This window comes from Cellulosimicrobium sp. Marseille-Q8652, assembly GCF_965112045.1.
The window spans coordinates 1,196,555-1,213,715 of sequence record NZ_CBCOPS010000001.1; the positions used below are offsets into that span (position 1 = coordinate 1,196,555).

15 protein-coding genes are annotated in these 17,161 nt (G+C 75.5%); 8 read left to right on the forward strand and 7 right to left on the reverse strand.

Translation table 11 applies throughout. The annotated features are described in order from the left end of the window. Positions 1 to 171: 171 nt before the first annotated feature. Positions 172 to 1,995: a collagen-binding domain-containing protein gene (locus tag ACWPWV_RS05225; RefSeq protein WP_454041881.1), complete on the forward strand. Its 1,824-nt coding sequence runs from the start codon at positions 172 to 174 to the stop codon at positions 1,993 to 1,995. 61 nt (positions 1,996 to 2,056) lie between these two features. On the opposite strand, the gene ACWPWV_RS05230 is transcribed toward ACWPWV_RS05225, so the two are convergent. Then, positions 2,057 to 2,542, reverse strand: a complete 486-nt coding sequence (locus ACWPWV_RS05230; protein WP_454041882.1) for a hypothetical protein — start codon at positions 2,540 to 2,542, stop codon at positions 2,057 to 2,059. A 95-nt stretch (positions 2,543 to 2,637) separates the two neighbouring features. Beyond that, positions 2,638 to 3,465, reverse strand: coding sequence for a GAP family protein (locus ACWPWV_RS05235; protein ID WP_454041883.1), 828 nt, complete (start codon positions 3,463 to 3,465; stop codon positions 2,638 to 2,640). A gap of 139 nt (positions 3,466 to 3,604) precedes the next feature. On the opposite strand from ACWPWV_RS05235, the gene ACWPWV_RS05240 reads away from it, so the two are divergent. The 3 genes from ACWPWV_RS05240 to ACWPWV_RS05250 all read left to right on the forward strand — a co-directional run bounded on the left by ACWPWV_RS05240 (position 3,605) and on the right by ACWPWV_RS05250 (position 8,141). Further along, positions 3,605 to 4,966, forward strand: a complete 1,362-nt coding sequence (locus ACWPWV_RS05240) for a sensor histidine kinase (RefSeq protein ID WP_454041884.1) — start codon at positions 3,605 to 3,607, stop codon at positions 4,964 to 4,966. Beyond that, positions 4,963 to 5,694 (forward strand): response regulator, encoded by a 732-nt coding sequence (locus ACWPWV_RS05245; protein WP_454041885.1) that lies wholly within the window; start codon positions 4,963 to 4,965, stop codon positions 5,692 to 5,694. The genes ACWPWV_RS05240 and ACWPWV_RS05245 overlap by 4 nt, the downstream gene beginning before the upstream one ends. Positions 5,695 to 5,771: 77 nt before the next feature. Then, entirely contained in the window at positions 5,772 to 8,141 is a 2,370-nt protein-coding gene (locus ACWPWV_RS05250) for a glycoside hydrolase family 65 protein (RefSeq protein WP_454041886.1), read from the forward strand. A 76-nt stretch (positions 8,142 to 8,217) separates the two neighbouring features. Here ACWPWV_RS05250 and ACWPWV_RS05255 read toward each other — a convergent pair whose 3' ends face one another. Next, positions 8,218 to 8,811 carry a TetR/AcrR family transcriptional regulator gene (locus ACWPWV_RS05255; protein ID WP_454041887.1) on the reverse strand — a complete coding sequence of 198 codons (594 nt, stop codon included), beginning with the start codon at positions 8,809 to 8,811 and terminating at the stop codon, positions 8,218 to 8,220. Positions 8,812 to 8,903: 92 nt separating this feature from the next. Here ACWPWV_RS05255 and ACWPWV_RS05260 point away from each other — a divergent pair, with 92 nt between their 5' ends. Beyond that, positions 8,904 to 9,962 (forward strand): ABC transporter permease, encoded by a 1,059-nt coding sequence (locus tag ACWPWV_RS05260; RefSeq protein ID WP_454041888.1) that lies wholly within the window; start codon positions 8,904 to 8,906, stop codon positions 9,960 to 9,962. Between the two features lie 34 nt (positions 9,963 to 9,996). Here ACWPWV_RS05260 and ACWPWV_RS05265 read toward each other — a convergent pair whose 3' ends face one another. From ACWPWV_RS05265 to ACWPWV_RS05275, 3 genes are read right to left on the reverse strand one after another with little or no spacing between them, the layout of a single operon-like run. Next, entirely contained in the window at positions 9,997 to 10,911 is a 915-nt protein-coding gene (locus ACWPWV_RS05265; protein ID WP_454041889.1) for a carbohydrate kinase family protein, read from the reverse strand. Positions 10,912 to 10,921: 10 nt separating this feature from the next. Next, positions 10,922 to 11,836: an NAD(P)-dependent oxidoreductase gene (locus ACWPWV_RS05270; protein WP_454041890.1), complete on the reverse strand. Its 915-nt coding sequence runs from the start codon at positions 11,834 to 11,836 to the stop codon at positions 10,922 to 10,924. Further along, entirely contained in the window at positions 11,833 to 12,735 is a 903-nt protein-coding gene (locus tag ACWPWV_RS05275; protein WP_454041891.1) for an NAD(P)-dependent oxidoreductase, read from the reverse strand. Before ACWPWV_RS05275 ends, ACWPWV_RS05270 begins: the two co-directional genes overlap by 4 nt. 281 nt (positions 12,736 to 13,016) lie before the next feature. On the opposite strand from ACWPWV_RS05275, the gene ACWPWV_RS05280 reads away from it, so the two are divergent. Further along, complete coding sequence (locus ACWPWV_RS05280) at positions 13,017 to 13,424, forward strand: winged helix-turn-helix transcriptional regulator (RefSeq protein ID WP_454041892.1); 408 nt, start codon at positions 13,017 to 13,019, stop codon at positions 13,422 to 13,424. Here the strand turns inward: ACWPWV_RS05280 and ACWPWV_RS05285 are convergent. Further along, positions 13,397 to 14,734 (reverse strand): MFS transporter, encoded by a 1,338-nt coding sequence (locus ACWPWV_RS05285; protein WP_454041893.1) that lies wholly within the window; start codon positions 14,732 to 14,734, stop codon positions 13,397 to 13,399. The two genes, ACWPWV_RS05280 and ACWPWV_RS05285, sit on opposite strands and share 28 nt — an antisense overlap. A gap of 48 nt (positions 14,735 to 14,782) precedes the next feature. Between ACWPWV_RS05285 and ACWPWV_RS05290 the strand changes: the two genes are divergently transcribed. Then, complete coding sequence (locus ACWPWV_RS05290; protein WP_454041894.1) at positions 14,783 to 15,523, forward strand: class I SAM-dependent methyltransferase; 741 nt, start codon at positions 14,783 to 14,785, stop codon at positions 15,521 to 15,523. Positions 15,524 to 15,625: 102 nt separating this feature from the next. Further along, positions 15,626 to 17,095, forward strand: coding sequence for a ThuA domain-containing protein (locus ACWPWV_RS05295; protein ID WP_454041895.1), 1,470 nt, complete (start codon positions 15,626 to 15,628; stop codon positions 17,093 to 17,095). Positions 17,096 to 17,161 lie beyond the last annotated feature (66 nt).

Genomic DNA, 17,161 nt, shown 5'->3' on the forward strand with positions numbered 1-17,161 from the left:
CCCTGCGCCACGTCCGCGGTCCCGGGACCTTCGTCCCGACGTCCGCTGCGGAAGGTCACGAGGTCCCGCGGTGCGGGAACGCGGCGCCGTACTGGACAGTTGTCCAGGTTGACCATCCGTAACACCGGCAGGACCAGCGTCGCTTCTCCGGACGACCCCGTGGAGGACGACGTGCCCACCTTCCCGCGAACCCGCCGCGGACGACCCACCACCCTCCGTGCCGTCGCCGCCGCCGCTCTCGCCGGCGTGCTGGCTCTCGGCTCCGCGGCGACCGCCCAGGCGATCCCTGCGACCCCGGAGGCCGCCGTCGCGCCGAGCACCGCGTCGGCGGGCGTCAACCCGTTCGACCTCGCCGGCGGCTTCAGCGTGTACGCGCGCCAGGACGCGACCCTGGCCAACCAGGAGACCGAGGGCAGCATCGCCGTCGGCGGCGAGCTCACCGTCACGCGCAGCGGCGGCGGGACGTACGCGATCCACCACTACGTCGCCGGCACGCCGGACTACGCGATCCCGACCGTCGACGGCGACCCCACCCGGCTCCTCGTCGGCTCGTACTCGACCGGCTCCGGCCTCGTGGAGATCAAGAACTCCGGCTCGGGGGGCGACCCTGCGCTCGCCGGCCATCTCAAGGTCGCGCACGACAGCAGCGACTTCGCCGCCTACGAGCGCGCCGGATGGGTCCGCTGGCGCACGACCGCCGACGACGCCCCCGCCATCGACGCGACGAACCAGCGGTGGCCGGACGACCAGGAGACGGTCCGCACGGAGCGCACGGACGTCGCGAGCTACGTCGAAGCCGGCGCGACGCCGGTCGAGACCGTGCGGCAGTGCCTCGCCGACCTCGGCTCGGACACGGGTGCCGGCCACCGCGTCGGCGTCGCGGGGTCGTGGGGCGAGCGCTTCGTGCTCGAGCCCCTCGCCGCGGACGTCCCGAACGTCGTCGACTACGCCGACGTCGCGGGAGCCGGGCTGCTCCAGCTCTCCGAGGGCAGCGCCGCGCCGGGGCCCGCGAACCCGCTGGTCGTCAGGGTGCCCGCCGGCACGACCGACCTCACGGGGTTCCGGATGGATCCGCAGGGGACGTACTCCCCGTACGTCCTGTGGGACCTCTCGGCCGTCACCGGGCCCGTCTCGCTCACGAGCCCGGTACGGATCGACGGTTCCGTCTACGCGCCCGAGGCCGACCTGACGGTCTCCGCCTCGCCGCTCGACGGCCAGGTCGTCGCGCGCAACCTCGTCCTGGCGGGCGAGGGTGAGGCGCACGCGTTCCTCTTCGCGGGCACGATCCCGTGCGGCGGCGACCCGGTCCCCACACCCACGGGCGGCTACGCGGTCACCAAGGTCGTCGACGACAGGAAGGCCGACGTCGTGCCGGCCGGGACGACGTTCACCGTCGAGCAGACCCTCGACGGTGTCGCCGCCGACCCGCTCACGCTGCGCGCCGACGAGCGGCAGGTCGTCGACGGCCTCCCCGTCGGCACGCAGGTCGAGCTCACCGAGGTCGCTCTGCCGGAGATCGAGGGCGTCCGCTGGGGAGAGCCGCGCTGGACGGGCGACGGCGTGACGGTCGGCCCGGACGGGTCGGCGACCTTCGTCGTCGGCGACGGGAGCACCGTCGAGCTGGTCCTCACCAACACCGCGGACGGGACGCCCGGGCCGCTGGACCCGACCGACCCGACGGACCCCATCGACCCGACGGCCCCCACCGCCCCCACGGACCCGGGCACGACGGACCCCACCGACCCCACGGACCCGGGCACGACAGACCCCACCGACCCGGGTGAGACCGGCCCGACGACCCCGGGGACCGTCGACCCGACCCACCCGGGCTCCTGGGCCGGCACCGGCACCGCCGACCCGACGGACGAGGCACGGCCGTCGACGAGCGGGGCGCTCGCGACGACGGGCGCGGCGGCCGTGGTCCCCGTCGCGGTCGCGGCCGCGCTGGTCCTGGCGGGCGCGCTCGTGCTCGCGCTGCGACGCCGGGCGGGCTGACGCAGGGGTGCGGCGCGGACCCGTGACACGCGGTGTGCCGTGCACGGGTCGGGACGGCGGATCAGCCGTTCCCGGCGCACTCCCCCGTCACGGTGAACACGACCGGCTCGTCCTGGCCCTCGGCGGGCGCGCCGGTGCCCTCGATGTCCACGGTCCCGTCGTCGTCGAGGGTGAACTCCGTCGTCGTCCCCTCGAAGGACGCGTCACCCGTGACGGTGACCTGCCCGACGCCGTCGGTCACCGTGACCCCCACCTCGCTGCCGTCCCCGGTGAACGTGGCCTGGAAGTCGGTGCCGCCGATGCCGGCGCAGTTCTCCGACGGTCCGGTGATCTCGATGCTCCCGTCCTCGGTCGCGAAGGTGAGCTCACCGGGGCCGGACGCCGTGTCCCCGGCCTCGTCGTCGCCACCGGCAGACGTCTGACCGCCGACGGGACCGGTCGGGTCGGGGAGGGTCGCGGTGCCGCTCGGCGCGTCGTCCCCGCAGGCGGTGAGCCCCAGGGCCAGGAGCAGCGCCGCGGCGGCGCCGAGAGGTCGGGTGCGGTGCACGGCGTGCCCCCTTCGCAGGTCGCGGGCGGGCCGCCGACGAGCGGTCCGTCCTCGCACCGTACGAAGCCCCTCCCCCGCACGCAGCCCGGGAGGGCTCAGGTCCAGCCGAGCCGTCCCATGGCATTCAGCGCGAGCAGGACGCCGAGGATCCCGAGGACCCAGCCGGTCATCTCGGCGGCGTTCTTCGTGAGCCACCGGTCGAGCCGGTGCAGCAGCGGGTCGACCGCGCGCGCGGCGACGAGCCGGCCCAGGAGCAGCAGGAGCGCGGGCGCGACCATGACGACGCAGTACGCGGCGAGCACGCCCGCGGAGGCCGGCCATGCGACGTCGGACGTGGTGACGATCCCGATCGCCGCGAGGTAGGGCAGCATCGTGCCGACCTCGATCGCCACGGCGCCGAGCGCGAGGCCCATGAGCGGGAGGACCGACGCACGGGTCCGGACGGTCGTCGCACCCTGCGCACGGCCACCGTCCGCGGCCGACTCGATGCCGAGCGCCCGCTCGCGCCACCGCGACAGCCGGCCCGGCCCGGGTGTCGCGCCCTCCGCCGCCGAGCGCTCGGCCCGGCGCGCGGCGCGCTTGCCGTCGAAGCGGAAGCTGAGCGCGAAGAGCCCGATGCCGAGCAGGAGCTGCACGATCGCCGCGGCCCGCGTGTCCAGCGCGTCCCCGAACCGGTCGAGGAAGGCCCCGGCCCCGAGCATGACGACGATCCCGACGGCGAGGTAGAAGCCCGCCACGGTCGCGAGGTAGGTGAGCACGCGTCCGGCGCGGAGGCGGCCGGGCGCGAGCAGCAGCCACACGGGGATGAGCAGCGTGCCGAAGCTCGTCGAGTCGACGAGGGCGAGCACGACGAGCACGCCGGCCATCGCGGCGAGGCCGAGACCGGCGCCGTCGGCGCCGGCGAGGTCGAGGGGAAGGTCCATGCCCCCACCCTCCCGCGGCACGGGCCGGCGCGTCGTCGGCCGGACGGGCGATCCTCGCGGCCCGCCGCGGCGCGCCACCGCGTCCGCGTACACCCTTCGACCGATCCCGGACGACGCCGCGTGTGCTGGGATGGGGAGCGTGAGGTCAGCCCGCTGGTGGTCCCGCGTCGGCGCCCTGCGCCCGGTGTGGCGGCTCGAGGACTCGCGCAACGACATCGTCACCGCCGTCATGACGTTCGTGCTCGGGTCGGTGCTCATCGAGGTCGGGCTCGTCGACCTCGTCCACGTCGACGGCGCCTTCGGGATCGTGACGCCGGAACCGTGGTGGCGGTACGCGCTGCTCGCGGTGGGCTGCGCCCTCATCCTCGTCAAGCGCCGCCGGCCGATGCTCGCGCTCGCGGGCGGCGTCGTCGTCATGCTCGTGGACCTCACCTGGGGCGGCTCCCTCGCGATCACCTTCGTGCTGTGGGACCTGCTGTACGCGGCGGCGATGTGGGGCAGCCCCCGGGCGCGCGCCTGGCTGTGGGGCGTCACGGTCGCCGTCTCGGTGCTCGCCGCGGTCGCCGCGGGCGAGGCCGAACGCGACGTGCGGGCCTTCGTGTACACGGGCCTCCAGCTCGGCGCGGTGCTGCTGCTGCCCCTGTGGTGGGCGACGAACGTCCGCCAGAAGAGCGAGCTCGCCGACCTGGAGCGCGACCGTGCGGACCTCGCGGCGCGCGACGCCGCGAGCGCCGCCCGCGCCGCGGCGCTCGAGCGCGAGCGCGCGAGCGACCTCGAGCGCATCGCCGAGCTCGACCGGCACGAGGCCGTCCGGGCCGAGCGGGCGGCGATGGCGCGCGACCTGCACGACGTCATCGCGTCCCACCTCTCCGCGATCGCCATCCACTCGGGCGCCGCGCTCCAGCTCCCGCCGGACACGGCCCGCGACCGTGCCGCCCTGGAGCAGGTGCGCGCGAGCGCGGTCACGTCGTTGGAGGAGATGCGGTCGATGATCCTGCTCCTGCGCAGCGAGCGGCGCGGGTCCGAGCCCGTGGTCGCGCCCGGCCGGCTCGCCGAGGTCGGCGCCCTCCTCGACGCGGCGCGCGCGACCGGGACCGAGGTGACCTGGACGGGGGACGCCCACGACGCGGACCTGCCTGCCGCGGTGGACCAGGCGCTGTACCGCATCACGCAGGAGGCGCTCACGAACGCCCTCAAGCACGCGCCGGGAGCACCGGTCGTCGTGCGCCTCGAGCGGTCGGAGGACGCCGTCGTGCTCACCGTCCAGGACGCCGGTGCACCCGTCCGGACGCCGCTCGGCGACCCGGCGCTCAGCGCGGGGACGGGACTCGTCACGATGCGGGAGCGGGCCGAGGGGCTCGGTGGCACGCTCGTGGCCGGCCCCACGGACAGGTCGGCGAGCGGGCCCGCCGGCGGTGGCGGCTGGACGGTCCGCGCGTCGGTGCCCGTGCCGTCGGCACCCGCGGCGCCCGCGGCGTCCGCCCCCGAGGCGTCCCGATGACGCGCCCGGCGGTCCGCGTCCTGCTCGCCGACGACCACGCGGCGATCCGCGCCGGGCTGCGGCTCCTGCTCGACGCGGCGGACGACGTCGAGGTGGTCGGGGAGGCCGCCGACGGCACGGCCGCGATCACGAACGCGCGGGCGCTGCGCCCGGACGTCGTGCTCATGGACTTGCGCATGCCCGGGGTCGACGGGATCGAGGCCACGCGCGTCATCACGACCGAGGGCCTGGCGGACGTCCTGGTCCTCACGACGTTCGACCTCGACGAGTACGTCGACGGCGCGCTGCGGTCGGGCGCGGCGGGCTTCCTCCTCAAGACGGCGGAGCCCGCGGCGCTGCTCGAGGCGATCCGGCGCGTCGCGGACGGTGACGGCGTCCTCGCCCCGGAGGTCACCCGACGCCTGCTCGCCGCGTTCGCGCGCAGCCACGGGCCCGACGCCGACCGCGATCGTGGCGACCCGGGCCCCTCGTCCGGCGGAGGCGACGCGGCGTCGGGCCCCGACCTGTCCCCGGACGAGCCGCGCGACCCGCGGCTCGCCGACCTCACGCCGCGCGAGGTGGACGTCCTGGCGGCGCTGGGACGCGGGCTGTCCAACCAGGGCATCGCGACGGAGCTGTTCATCTCGGAGGCGACGGCCAAGACGCACGTGTCCCGCGTGCTCGCGAAGCTCGGGGTCGCCTCGCGCATGCAGGCCGCGATCGTCGCGCGGGACACGGGCCTCGCGTAGAGCACCCCGACCTGAGAGCGGCACCGGTCGCGCACCTCGGCGGGTGAGCGTCCCGGACCCGTGATGGGGTGACAGGCGTGACGAGCGATCTCAGCCCCTGGTCGGTCCGGGAGTCAGGCCTCGACCTCGACGGCCCGCGGACCGCCGCCTCGGTCCTGTCCCTGTCCAACGGGTACGTCGGCGTGCGCGGGGTGCTCGACGAGACCTCCGCGGAGGCGGACCCGGCGACCCTGCTCGCGTCCGTCGTCGAGGAGTTCGAGCAGACGTACGCCGAGGGCGGCTACGGCTACCCCGAGGTGGAGGAACGCCTCGTCCCGGTCGTCGACGCGTGGCGCGTCGCCTGGTCCGTGGACGGTGCGCCGGTCGACGCCGGGGCCGACCCGTCGGACGGCCCCACCGACGGCGCGTCGGACCGCACCGCGAGCGGGCGGACCGGCCGTGGCGGGTCCGTCGCCGCGCACGACCGGGTCCTCGACCTGCGCGCCGGGGTGCTGGACCGGGAGCTGCGCTGGACCGCCCCGTCGGGCGGGACGGTGACGCTCGTCAACCGGCGCCTCGTGTCCCTGGCGCGACCGGAGGTCGTCGCGTCGCACTGGCACGTGCGCGCGCACGACGACGTCACCGTCACCGTGCGCCCCGCGCCGGCGTGCCCCCACGACGGGCCCGAGGGCCGCGAGCCGGCGGGGCCCGGGCTCGTCACGGTGTCGTGCCGGCACGACGCCGAGGGGTCGTCGGTGCACCAGCGCACCGTCCGCTCGGGACGCGGGCTCGCGGTCGAGACCGCGCACGTGGTGGACGGCTCGGACGGCGTGACGCCCGTGTGGCACCACCGCGCGGGCGCCGCCACCCTCACCGCGGACCTGCGCGCCGGGCAGTGGATGACCGTGCTCGTGCTCGCGGCCCACGCGGGCGGGCAGGACGCCGACGCCCTGCCGGCACGGGCGCACCGGGTGCTCGCCGACGCCCTCGCGGCCGGGTGGGACGAGCTGCAGCACGAGCAGGGCCGGGTCCTCGCCGACGTCTGGGCGCGCGGCGACGTGGAGCTCGACGGCGACGACGAGATGCAGCAGGCCGTGCGCTTCGCCCTGTTCCAGGCGGTGCAGGCGTCGGCCTGCGTCGACGGGGTGGGGGTCCGCGCCAAGGGACTCACGGGCACGGGGTACGGGGGCCACGCGTTCTGGGACTCGGAGACCTTCGTCCTGCCGGTCCTCGACCACGTGCTGCCCGGCGCGGCGGCCGCGCACCTGCGCTGGCGGCACGCGACGCTGCCGCAGGCGCTCGAGCGCGCGGCCGAGCTGGGCCTGCCGGGCGCCGCGTTCCCGTGGCGGACGATCACCGGACGCGAGTCGTCGGGTTACTGGCCCGCCGGCACGGCCGCGTTCCACGTCAGCGCCGCGGTCGCGCTCGCCGCGGTGCGGCACGCCGCGGTCACGGGGGACGACGAGCTCGCCCGCGACGTCGGCGTCGACCTCGTCGTGCAGACGGCGAGGCTGTGGGCGGGCCGCGGGCACCACACGGACGCCGGGTTCCGCATCGACGGCGTGACCGGACCGGACGAGTACACCGCGCTGGTGGACAACAACACCTACACGAACCTCGTGGCGCGCAAGAACCTGCGGGCCGCGGCGGACCTGTGCGACCGGCACCCCGAGCAGGCGGACCGGCTGGGCGTCACCGCCGACGAGCGGGCGGCGTGGCTGCTCGCGGCCGACCGCATGGTCGTGCCGTACCGCGACGACCTGCAGGTCACGGAGCAGTCGCAGGACTTCACGCGGCACGCGCACTGGGACTTCGAGGTGCGGGGCGCGGCCCGGTTCCCCCTCGACGACCACGTGCACTACGTCGAGCTCTACCGGCGTCAGGTGGTCAAGCAGGCCGACCTCGTGCTCGCCCTGCACGTGGCGCGCGAGGAGTTCACGGCCGAGCAGCGGCGCCGCGACTTCGACTACTACGAGCCCCTCACGGTGCGGGACTCGTCGCTGTCCGCGCCCGTCCAGGCGGTCGTCGCCGCGGAGATCGGCTACGTGGACCTCGCCTACGCGTACGCCCGCGAGTGCGCGCTCCTCGACCTGTGCGACCTGCGCGCGTCGACCGACGGCGGGCTGCACGTCGCGTCCCTCGCCGGGGCCTGGTCGGCCCTCGTCGCCGGGCTCGGCGGCCTGCGCCACGACGACGGCGTCCTGCACCTCGCACCCTGCCTGCCGTCCGGTCTCGCCGGGCTCGCGTTCTCGGTGCACGACGCGGAGGCGAGCGCGCGCGTCGAGGTGCGGCGTGACGGCGTGACGTACCGGCTGGTGTCCGGCGAGAAGCTGCTGCTGGTGCACGACGGCGACGAGCTGCGCCTCACGCCGCAGGAGCCGACGCAGGTGCGGCCGGTGCGTCACGCCGAGCAGTGCCCGCCGCCCGCGCAGCCGCCCGGCCGGGCACCCCTCTTCGCCGCGTCCTAGCCCGGCGCGCCGACGACGCCCGCGTCCGACGACCGGGCCCCCGTCCGTCGACGACCCCTCCCGTCCGGCCGACCCCTCAGCGCGGGAGGTACTGGTCGAGCTGGTCGAGGTAGCCGTCGCGGTCGAAGTCCTCGAACAGCCCGGACTGGATGATGCACCCCTGGCACGCGCTGACGAACAGCGGCGCCTGCTCGACGGCGAGCGCGGCCGCCGCGGCCTCGTCGAGGCCGTTCGCGTGCCGGTGCCACAGCGTGAGGTAGTCCTCGAACGTCCGGCGGATGCGCCCGACGACCCCCGCCGCGAGGCCGAGCAGCGCGGGGTCGGTCATCGCCTCGCCCCAGAGCTGGACGAGGATCCGGGGGTCGCGGAGCTCGCGCTGCACGCCCGTCATGAGCACCCGGACGACCTCGGACGGCGCGGGGAGCGGATCCTGGGTCGCGAGCCGCTCGACGTCGAGGACCCGCGCCCCGACGATGCGGGTCGCGGTCGCGTGGACGATCTCCGCCTTGCTCGCGAAGTACCCGTAGATCGCTCCGGCGGACAGGCCCGACTCGGCGATGATGTCGGCCATCGAGGCCGCCTGGAACCCCTTGCGCCGGAACACGCTGAGCGCCGCCTCCGCGATCTCGTCGCGGCGGGCGGCACGGTACTCCTCGGTGACCCTGGGCACCGGCCCAGACTAAACCGAACGATCGTTCTTGACAGACGCCGCGCCACAGGAGGACGCTAAAAAGAACGAACCTTCGTTTTCGAGGAGTCCTCATGAGCACCCTGACAGCACCTGCTGCGACGCCCTGGCACCGCGTCCTCGGGATCGCCCTCGCGCTCGTCACCGTGGTGAGCGTCGTGGTCCTCGCCTTCCTCTGGCCCTCGGTCACGGCCGACGCCCGGGACGTCCCGGTCGCGGTCGCCGGCCCGGCCGAGCAGGTCGCCCGGGTGGAGGCCGGCCTCGCGCAGGGCGCCCCGGGCGTCCTCGACGTCACGGCGGTCACCGACCGCGCCGCCGCCGCCGCCCTCGTCGAGTCGCGCGACGTCTACGGCGCGATCGTGCTCGGCCCCGAGCCCGAGGTCCTCACGGCCTCGGCGGCGAGCCCGGTCGTCGCCCAGCTCCTCGGCGAGCAGGCGACCGCGCTCCAGGCGCAGGTCGACGCCGCGGCCGCCGAGCAGGGCGCACCGGCCGGGAGCGCGCCCACCGTCGTCGTGACGGACCTCGTCCCGCTCTCGCCCGACGACCCGCGCGGCACGACGCTCGCCGCGGCGACGTTCCCGCTGGTCCTCGGGGGGATCGCCGGCGGCGTCGTGGTCGCGCTCGCGGTCCGGGGCACAGGACGACGGCTCGCGGCGCTCGGGACGTACGCGGTCGCCGGCGGGCTCGCGATCGCCGGGGTCCTCCACGGCCTCGGAGGGCTGCACGGCCCGTTCCTCGCCGACTCCGCGGCCGTCGCGGTTACCCTCCTCGGGATCTCGGGCACGATCGTCGGCGCGGCGGCGGTGCTCGGCCGGCCCGGCATCGCCGTCGGGCCGGTGCTGTTCCTGCTGGTCGCGAACCCGCTCTCCGCCGCGGCGGTGCCGGTCGAGATGCTGCTCGCGCCGTGGGGCGCCGTCGGGCAGTGGTTCCCGCCCGGCGCGTCCGCGACGCTCCTGCGCGACCTCTCGTACTTCCCTGCCGCCGACACCGCCTTCCCGTGGCTGGTGCTCACGGGCTGGGCCGTGCTCGGGATCGGGCTCGTGCTCGTCGGCCACCGCCGCCCCACGGCGCCGGGCTCCCCGGCCGCGGCGCGCGCGGGCGACGACGTGCTCGTCGCGTCGGACCGCGCCTGAGACCGGACCCCTCGGGCGCCGGGCCGGGACGGCGTCAGTCCCGGCCGGCGGTCCCGAGCGGCGCGAGGCCAGGGCTTCGCACGACGCGTGCGGCGTGCGCCGCCCCGGCCCGCATCGCCGGATCGACGGCCTCGCCCCGCAGGTGGGCATCGAGGAAGCCCGCGAAGAACGCGTCACCGGCACCGTTCGTGTCGACGACGTCCGCGACGGCCCGCGCCGGCACGTCCACGAAGCCGGCCCCCGTCAGGGCGGTCGCGCCCCGTGCGCCGTGCGTGCACACCACGAGCCGCGCGCCGGCGTCGAGCCGCCCCGCCATGAACGCCCGGTGGTCGGGCAGGCGGTCGGAGCTGAGGAACACGTGCGTGCCCGCGTCGACCCAGGCCCGGTGGAAGTCCGCCGTCCCGTCGTAGTCGTGCAGGTCGACCCAGACGTCGCGGCCTCGGGCGACGGCGACGTCGAGCACGGGCAGGGCCGGGACGGCGAGGTCGACGACGACCGCGCGCGCGGCGTCGAGCGCGGCGACGGCCGCGTCCCAGCCCGCGCCCGACGCCGGGACCTCACCCGGGGCGCGCAGGTACACCGACACGCGTCCGCCGTCGCGGTCCATGAGGTTGAGGTGGCTCTCCGTGCGCCCGTCCGGCGAGGTCTCGGCGAGCACCCGCACGCCGGCGGCCTCGAGGGCCGAGCGCACGTGCGCGGCGTCGGCGTCCGCGCCGAGCACCGTCCGCAGCACGACCGGCCGGCCGAGCGCCGCGAGGTTGAGCGCCTTGCCCGCCGACGTGCCGCCGACGGTGTCGTACGCGGCACGCGCGAAGACGGTGTGCGGGGAGGGGTCCGGCAGCGCGTCGAGCTGCACGATCCGGTTCCACGACGCGGGACCGGCCACGAAGACGCCCTCCCGGTCCTGCGACGTGGTCCCGGCAGAGGTCTCGCGCGGTACGGCGGTCACCCGCGCCACCCTACCGACGCACGGCACGACCCCCGGAGCGCACGTCGACGCCCGCCGTGATCGTCTCGTAGACGGCCGTCCAGCCGTCGCGACCGTGGCCCGCCGCGAGCGCGCGCTCGTAGAGGGAGACGACCGCACGCGGCAGGATGTCGTCGATCCCGGCCTCCTGGCTCGCGCCGAGCACGTGCGCCGCCGACGCGCCCATCATCGTCGTGGTGCTCAGGGCGCCGGGGTGGGCGCCGGTCTCGAACGCCTCGACGGTCTCCTCGTCGCCACCGATCATCGCGGGGACGTCGGCGACGGTCTGCAGGGCGTCCGGGACGAAGACCGCGGGCGGGACACCGGCGGCGTGCGCGAGGGCGGTGGCGTGCGCGAGCGCGGCGAGCGTCGTGAGGAAGACGTCCAGGTGCGCCTGGTACAGGAGCTGGGCGAGCCCCGGGTCCTCGCCGACGTACCGCGGCCGCCCGAGGAGCGCGATCGTCGCCTCGTGCGGACGGAACGCCGCCTCGGGACCGCTCACGTAGAGGTAGGCGTCGGGCGTCCCGACCATCGGCGGCGGCGCCATCACCCCACCGGTGACGTGGCTCGCCCCGTGGTCCTCGGCCCAGCGGGCGGAGGCGCGCGTGGTCGCCGGGGTGTCCGAGCCGAGGTTGAGGATCGTCCTGCCGCGCAGGGACCCGACGACCGGGTCGAGGACGTCGTGCATCGCCGCGTGGTCCGTGAGGCTCAGCACGACGAGCTCGCTCGCCGCCAGGGCGTCGGCCGGGCTCGGGGCGAGGACGGCGCCCTCGGCCACGAGCGGGTCCGCCCGCGACGGCGTGCGGTTCCACACGGTGACCGGGTGGCCCGCGGCGAGCAGCGTGCGGACCATGGCCTGACCCATCGGGCCGAGGCCGATCAGGGTGACGGGGGCGGGCGTGCTCATCGGGCTCCTCCTGCGGTGACGGTCCGGGCGGCGGTGACGGTCCGGGCGGTGCGGGGGTCCCGGATGCTCTCGACGACGCGTGCGAAGCCGTCCGCACCGTGCCCGGCGTCGACCTGGCGGCGGACGAGCGCCCGGACCGCCGCGACCACGTCGGTCGCGAGCCCGGCCTCCTCGCTCGCACGGACGATGTCCGCGGGGTCGGAGAACTCCAGGCTCTGCTGACCGGGACCTGCGTAGTCGCGGCGGTCGATCACGTCCGCGTACTCGGCGAGCCCCGACGTCATCGCGACCAGCCAGGGCGCCGCTCGGCGTGCGAAGTCCGACGCGCTCACGCCGGCCGTCCCGACCATCGCGACGCCGTGGAAGAAGCCGGCGAACATCGAGTACATGCCCGCGAGGAGCGCGAGGTCGTAGAGCGGTGCGAGGCCGGGGTCCTCGCCGAACCACGTGCTCTCGCCCCACGTGTCGAGCGCGGGACGCGCGGCGTCGAACGCGGCCCGCGAGCCGCTGTACAGGACCTCCGAGCCGGGCCCGCCGATCATCGCGGGGACGGCCATGATCCCGCCGTCGAGGTAGTCGATGCCGTGGGACGTCGCCCATGCGGCGAGCCCTCGCGACTCCTCAGGCGTCGTCGTGACGAGGTTGACCAGCGTCCGGCCTGCGAGCGCGTCCACGACGGGATCGAGGGTCTCGTGCACCGACGCCTGGTCGAGCAGGACCGCCACGACGAGCGGCGACGCGCGGACCGCGTCCCGCACGGTGGTCGCCTCGCGGGCGCCGGCGGCGACGAGCGCGTCGGCGCGGCCCGGCGTGCGGTTCCAGACGGTGGTGGTGTGCCCGGCGGCGACGGTCGCGGCGGCGAGCGCGCCGCCCATCGCGCCGAGGCCGAGCACGGTCACGCGGAGCGCGGAGGGCCGTGAGGGCGGTGAGGGAACCGTGGGGGCTGGCTGGTCGGGCATCGTTCCTCCGGGTCGGGTGGGGAGCTCGGGCGGCGTCGTGACGGCGCTCCGTGCCTCGCCGTCCACCCTCACCGACCGACGGCCCTCCGGGAAGAACGCACCTCGAGGTGGGGTTCTCACCTGCAGGTGAGCGTGCAGGCCAGGCGGGTGGACGCCCGGGATCCCTGCGACGGCACCCGTCGACGGCACCGACCCGCCGACCGGAGACGAAGGAGCGAGCGATGACGACGACACCTTCCGTGACCGTGCAGCGCGACGGGTCGACGGCCCTGCCCCCACGCCGCGGTCCCTACGTGTGCGGCCTCGACGCCGCGATGGACGTGGTGAGCGGCAAGTGGAAGTCGCTGATCCTCTGGGAGCTCGAGGACCACGGCGTGCGCCGCTACGCCGAGCTCAAGCGCGGCCTGCCGGGCGTGAGCGACAAGGTGCTCGCGCAGCAGCTGCGCGAGATGGAGGCCGACGGCCTGCTCGTGCGCGAGGTGTTCCCCGAGGTGCCGCCGCGCGTCGAGTACTCGCTCACCGGTCATGGCAGCGCGCTCAACACGGCGCTCGAGTCTCTCGGCGACTGGGGTCGGGAGCGCATCGAACGGCTCGGCGACGCTCAGGGCTCGGGGTGGAGCGCGTCGTAGCGCCAGAACCGGCGCTGCGCGCGGACCACGAGCCACAGCGCGACGACGCACGCGACCCCGCCGGCGACCGCCGCCCACGCCTCCCCCGTCCACGTCGCCTGCGCGCCCAGCACGAGCTCCCCGAGCCGCGGCCCGCCCGCGACGACGACGATGAACACGCCCTGGAGCCGACCGCGCATCTCGTCGGGTGCCGCCGTCTGGAGGATGGTCTGACGGAAGACCGAGCTCACGGCGTCCGACGCCCCGGCGAGCGCGAGCGCGACGCACGCGGCGACGACCCATCCGACGAGCACGGTCGTCGGGGACGTCGCTCCCGCACCGAGCAGCACGAGCCCGAACAGGACGATCGACACGCCGTACGCGGTGATCGCCCACACGATGACCTTGCCCTGCCACCGCACGCGCGAGAGGCCGCCCGAGAACGCGCTCGCGAGCACGGCCCCGACCGCGAACGCGGCGGTGAGCACGCCCGTCGTCGCCTCTCCCCCGCCGAGCCACACGACGCCCGCCGCCGGCAGGAGCACGCGCGGCGACGCGAGCACCATCGCGGCGAGGTCGGCGAGGAACGTCGTGCGGATGTTCGGCTGCGTGCCGAGGTAGCGCAGCCCGTCGACGACGGACCGCCACCCGACCACCCGGCCGCGCCGGCGACGTCGGGCCGGGCCGGGTCCGGAGGCCGCCTCGTCGGCCGCCCCTCCTGACAAGGGCGGGATGTCCGGGAGCCGCCACACCGCCCACAGCGCGGCGGTGAACAGCACCGTGTCGATCGTGTACGCGACCTGGTAGCCCCACAGCGCGACGAGGAGGGCACCGCCGAGCGGCCCGACGGTCAGGGCGACGTTCCAGGCGAGGGTCTGGAGCGCGTTCGCGGCGGGCAGGAGCCGCGATTCGACGAGGCGCGGGATGATCGCCGACCGGGCCGGGTTGTTGATGGCGAACGCCGCGGACTGGGCCGCGACGAGCGCGTAGAGCACCCCCACCGAGTCGAGGTGGAGCCACGCCTGGAGGGCGACGAGGCCCGTGATCACCCACAGCGCGGCCGACGCCGCGAGCGCGACCTTGCGCCGGTCGTACGCGTCGACGAGCGCTCCCCCGTACAGCCCGAGCACGACGAGCGGCACGAGCGCGCAGATGCCGAGGACGCCGACGGCGAGCGACGACCCGGTGAGCGCGTAGACCTGGAGACCCACGGCGACGACGGTGAGCTGGGACCCGAGGTTCGAGATCCCGAGCCCCCACCACAGGCGTCGGAACGGTACGGAGACACGCAGGGGCGTCGTGTCGGCGAGAAGACCGTTGACCCGGGCCACGGTCGACGAGCCTACGCGGCCGGGCGGACGCCGGGCGAGGATGGGGGCATGGACGACGTCGACGACTGGTCATCGGTCGCCGCCGACTGGGCGCGGTTCTGGGCCCCGGTCGCGGAGCCGGCGCAGCGTGCGATGCTCGCCGCGGCCCGTCTCGCCCCGGGGTGGCGCGTGCTCGACGTCGGCTGCGGCTCGGGGGAGCTCCTCGCCCTGCTCGACGACGCCGGCGCCGTCACCGCAGGCTGCGATCCTTCTCCCTCGATGCTCGAGCTCGCCCGCGCGCGGAGCCCGTTCAGCGACCTGCGCGTCGCGGCCGGCGAGGACCTCCCGTGGCCCGACGACGCGTTCGACCTGGTCACGCTCGTGAACGCGCTCGCGTTCACGGACGTCGGGGAGACGCTCGACGAGTGCGCGCGCGTGGGCCGCCGGGTCGCGGTCGCGACCTGGGCGGAGGACGACCGCAACGACCTCACCGTCCTCGAGCGCGCGCTCGCCGGCGACGGCCACGAGCCGAGCGACGAGACCCGTGAGCCCGGATACCTGGGCGAGCTCCTCGCCTCTCACGGCCTGACCGTCGAGGCCGAGCGGCTCACCCCGACGCCGATGGTCCTGCCGGACGCGACGTCGCTCGTGCGCGCGCTGACCGCCGGGGCGGACGCCGAGGACCGCGCCGAGGTCGCGCCCGCGCTGCTCACCGCAGCCGCCCCGTTCCGCCGGGAGGACGGGCGCTACGTGCTGCGCAACGCCTTCCGATGGGCTGTGGCGCGCAGAAGTACCGCTCGGTTTCCTTGACTTTTGAACGACGGGCGCTAAAAGTAGCCGGTACCGCCGTCGTATCACCGCGACGGCGGACACGGCTCTCACTGCTCACCGGCGAGACGAGGAGAAGCACGCATGCATTTGTTCAACGGAAAGACGATCCATCGGGCGGCGGCAGGGCTCGTCGTCGTGCCCCTGGCCGTGACGGGCGTCGCGCTCGCCGCGCCGGCGTCGTCCAGCACCCCGGCCGCGACGGTCGCGGCCGCTGCCGACGACCCCTACAAGATCCTCGTGGTGGGCGAGACCCTCGGGTTCCGGCACTCCCACATCGACGACACGACGCGCACGCTCATCGAGCTCGGCGCGGAGAACGGCTTCACCGTCGACGTGTGGGACCCGCCGAACACCTCGTCCGGCTGGTGGGGCAGCGGCTCGCCGGGCCAGCCCGACCTGACGTTGGACAGCACGCCCTTCACCAGCACCGAGGACCTCCAGCAGTACGCGACGATCGTGTTCGCCTCGCCGGTCGACAACACCAACTCGCTCAACCCGGCGACGCCGCGCCTGCTCGACGACGCCGAGCTCGCCGCGTTCCAGGGGTACATCCGCTCCGGCGGCGGGTTCGTGGGCCTCCACGCCGCGACCGACACGATGCACACCGTGCCCTGGTACAGCGCGCTCACCGGTGGCGGCGCGCGCTTCGCGAGCCACCCGGCGCAGCAGACCGCGACCATGCGCGTCGAGAGCCCGGCGCACCCGTCGACGGAGTTCCTGCCCGCCGCCTGGGAGCGGTTCGACGAGTGGTACAACTACACGACCAACCCCCGTGAGGACGTGCACGTCCTCATCACGCTCGACGAGTCGACGTACTCCCCGGGCAACAACGCGATGGGCGAGGACCACCCGCTCGCGTGGTGCCACAACTTCGAGGGCGGCCGCTCCTGGTACGAGGGCGCGGGCCACACCGACCAGTCGTGGACCGACCCGCTGTTCCGCGAGCACGTCCTCAAGGGCGTCGAGTGGACTGCGGGCGTCGTCGAGGGCGGCGGCAACTGCGTGACCTTCGGCGAGGTCGACGGCATCGTCGAGGAGCTCGACACGTCGAGCCACGGTGACGCGGAGGCCGTCGCGGCCATCACGGCTCACCTCGACGACGCGGAGGCCGCCGCGGACGCCGGCGACCACGCTGCGGCGCTCGCCGCGATCGCCGCGGCCCAGGCGCTCGTCGGGAACCTCTCCGACGCCGCCGGCGACACCGCGCTGCTCGCCACGAAGCTCGCGGACCTCACGGACTGGCAGTCCGCGCTGGTCGGCGGCGACGTGGACCTCGCCTTCTCCGCGGAGGCGCAGCTGCGCACCGTCGGGAGCAAGGACTTCGTCGCGGTGCGGGTCGTCAACGACGAGCAGACGGCGGTCGACGTCACCGTCAGCACGCCGTACGGCACGCGGACGTTCGAGGACGTCGCGCCCGGCAGGTCGGCCTACCAGTCCTTCGCCACGCGCGTCGCGGACGCCCCCGCGGGCGAGGCGACCGTGACCGTCACGGCGGAGCGCGACGGCGAGCAGGTCTCGGAGGAGGCCGTCGTCGCCTACGGCTCGGACTGACACCACCGGCGCTCGGTGCCGGGCTCGCCTCGTCCGACGGGCGAGCCCGGCAGCGCCGGCAGCACC

What these genes read in the sequence shown, in the direction of transcription:
- ACWPWV_RS05235 (WP_454041883.1), bottom strand. Translation starts at nt 3,465, where the DNA reads ATGGACCTTCCCCTCGACCTCGCCGGCGCCGACGGCGCCGGTCTCGGC.
- ACWPWV_RS05245 (WP_454041885.1), top strand. Translation starts at nt 4,963, where the DNA reads ATGACGCGCCCGGCGGTCCGCGTCCTGCTCGCCGACGACCACGCGGCG.
- ACWPWV_RS05260 (WP_454041888.1), top strand. Translation starts at nt 8,904, where the DNA reads ATGAGCACCCTGACAGCACCTGCTGCGACGCCCTGGCACCGCGTCCTC.
- ACWPWV_RS05270 (WP_454041890.1), bottom strand. Translation starts at nt 11,836, where the DNA reads ATGAGCACGCCCGCCCCCGTCACCCTGATCGGCCTCGGCCCGATGGGT.
- ACWPWV_RS05280 (WP_454041892.1), top strand. Translation starts at nt 13,017, where the DNA reads ATGACGACGACACCTTCCGTGACCGTGCAGCGCGACGGGTCGACGGCC.
- ACWPWV_RS05290 (WP_454041894.1), top strand. Translation starts at nt 14,783, where the DNA reads ATGGACGACGTCGACGACTGGTCATCGGTCGCCGCCGACTGGGCGCGG.
- ACWPWV_RS05295 (WP_454041895.1), top strand. Translation starts at nt 15,626, where the DNA reads ATGCATTTGTTCAACGGAAAGACGATCCATCGGGCGGCGGCAGGGCTC.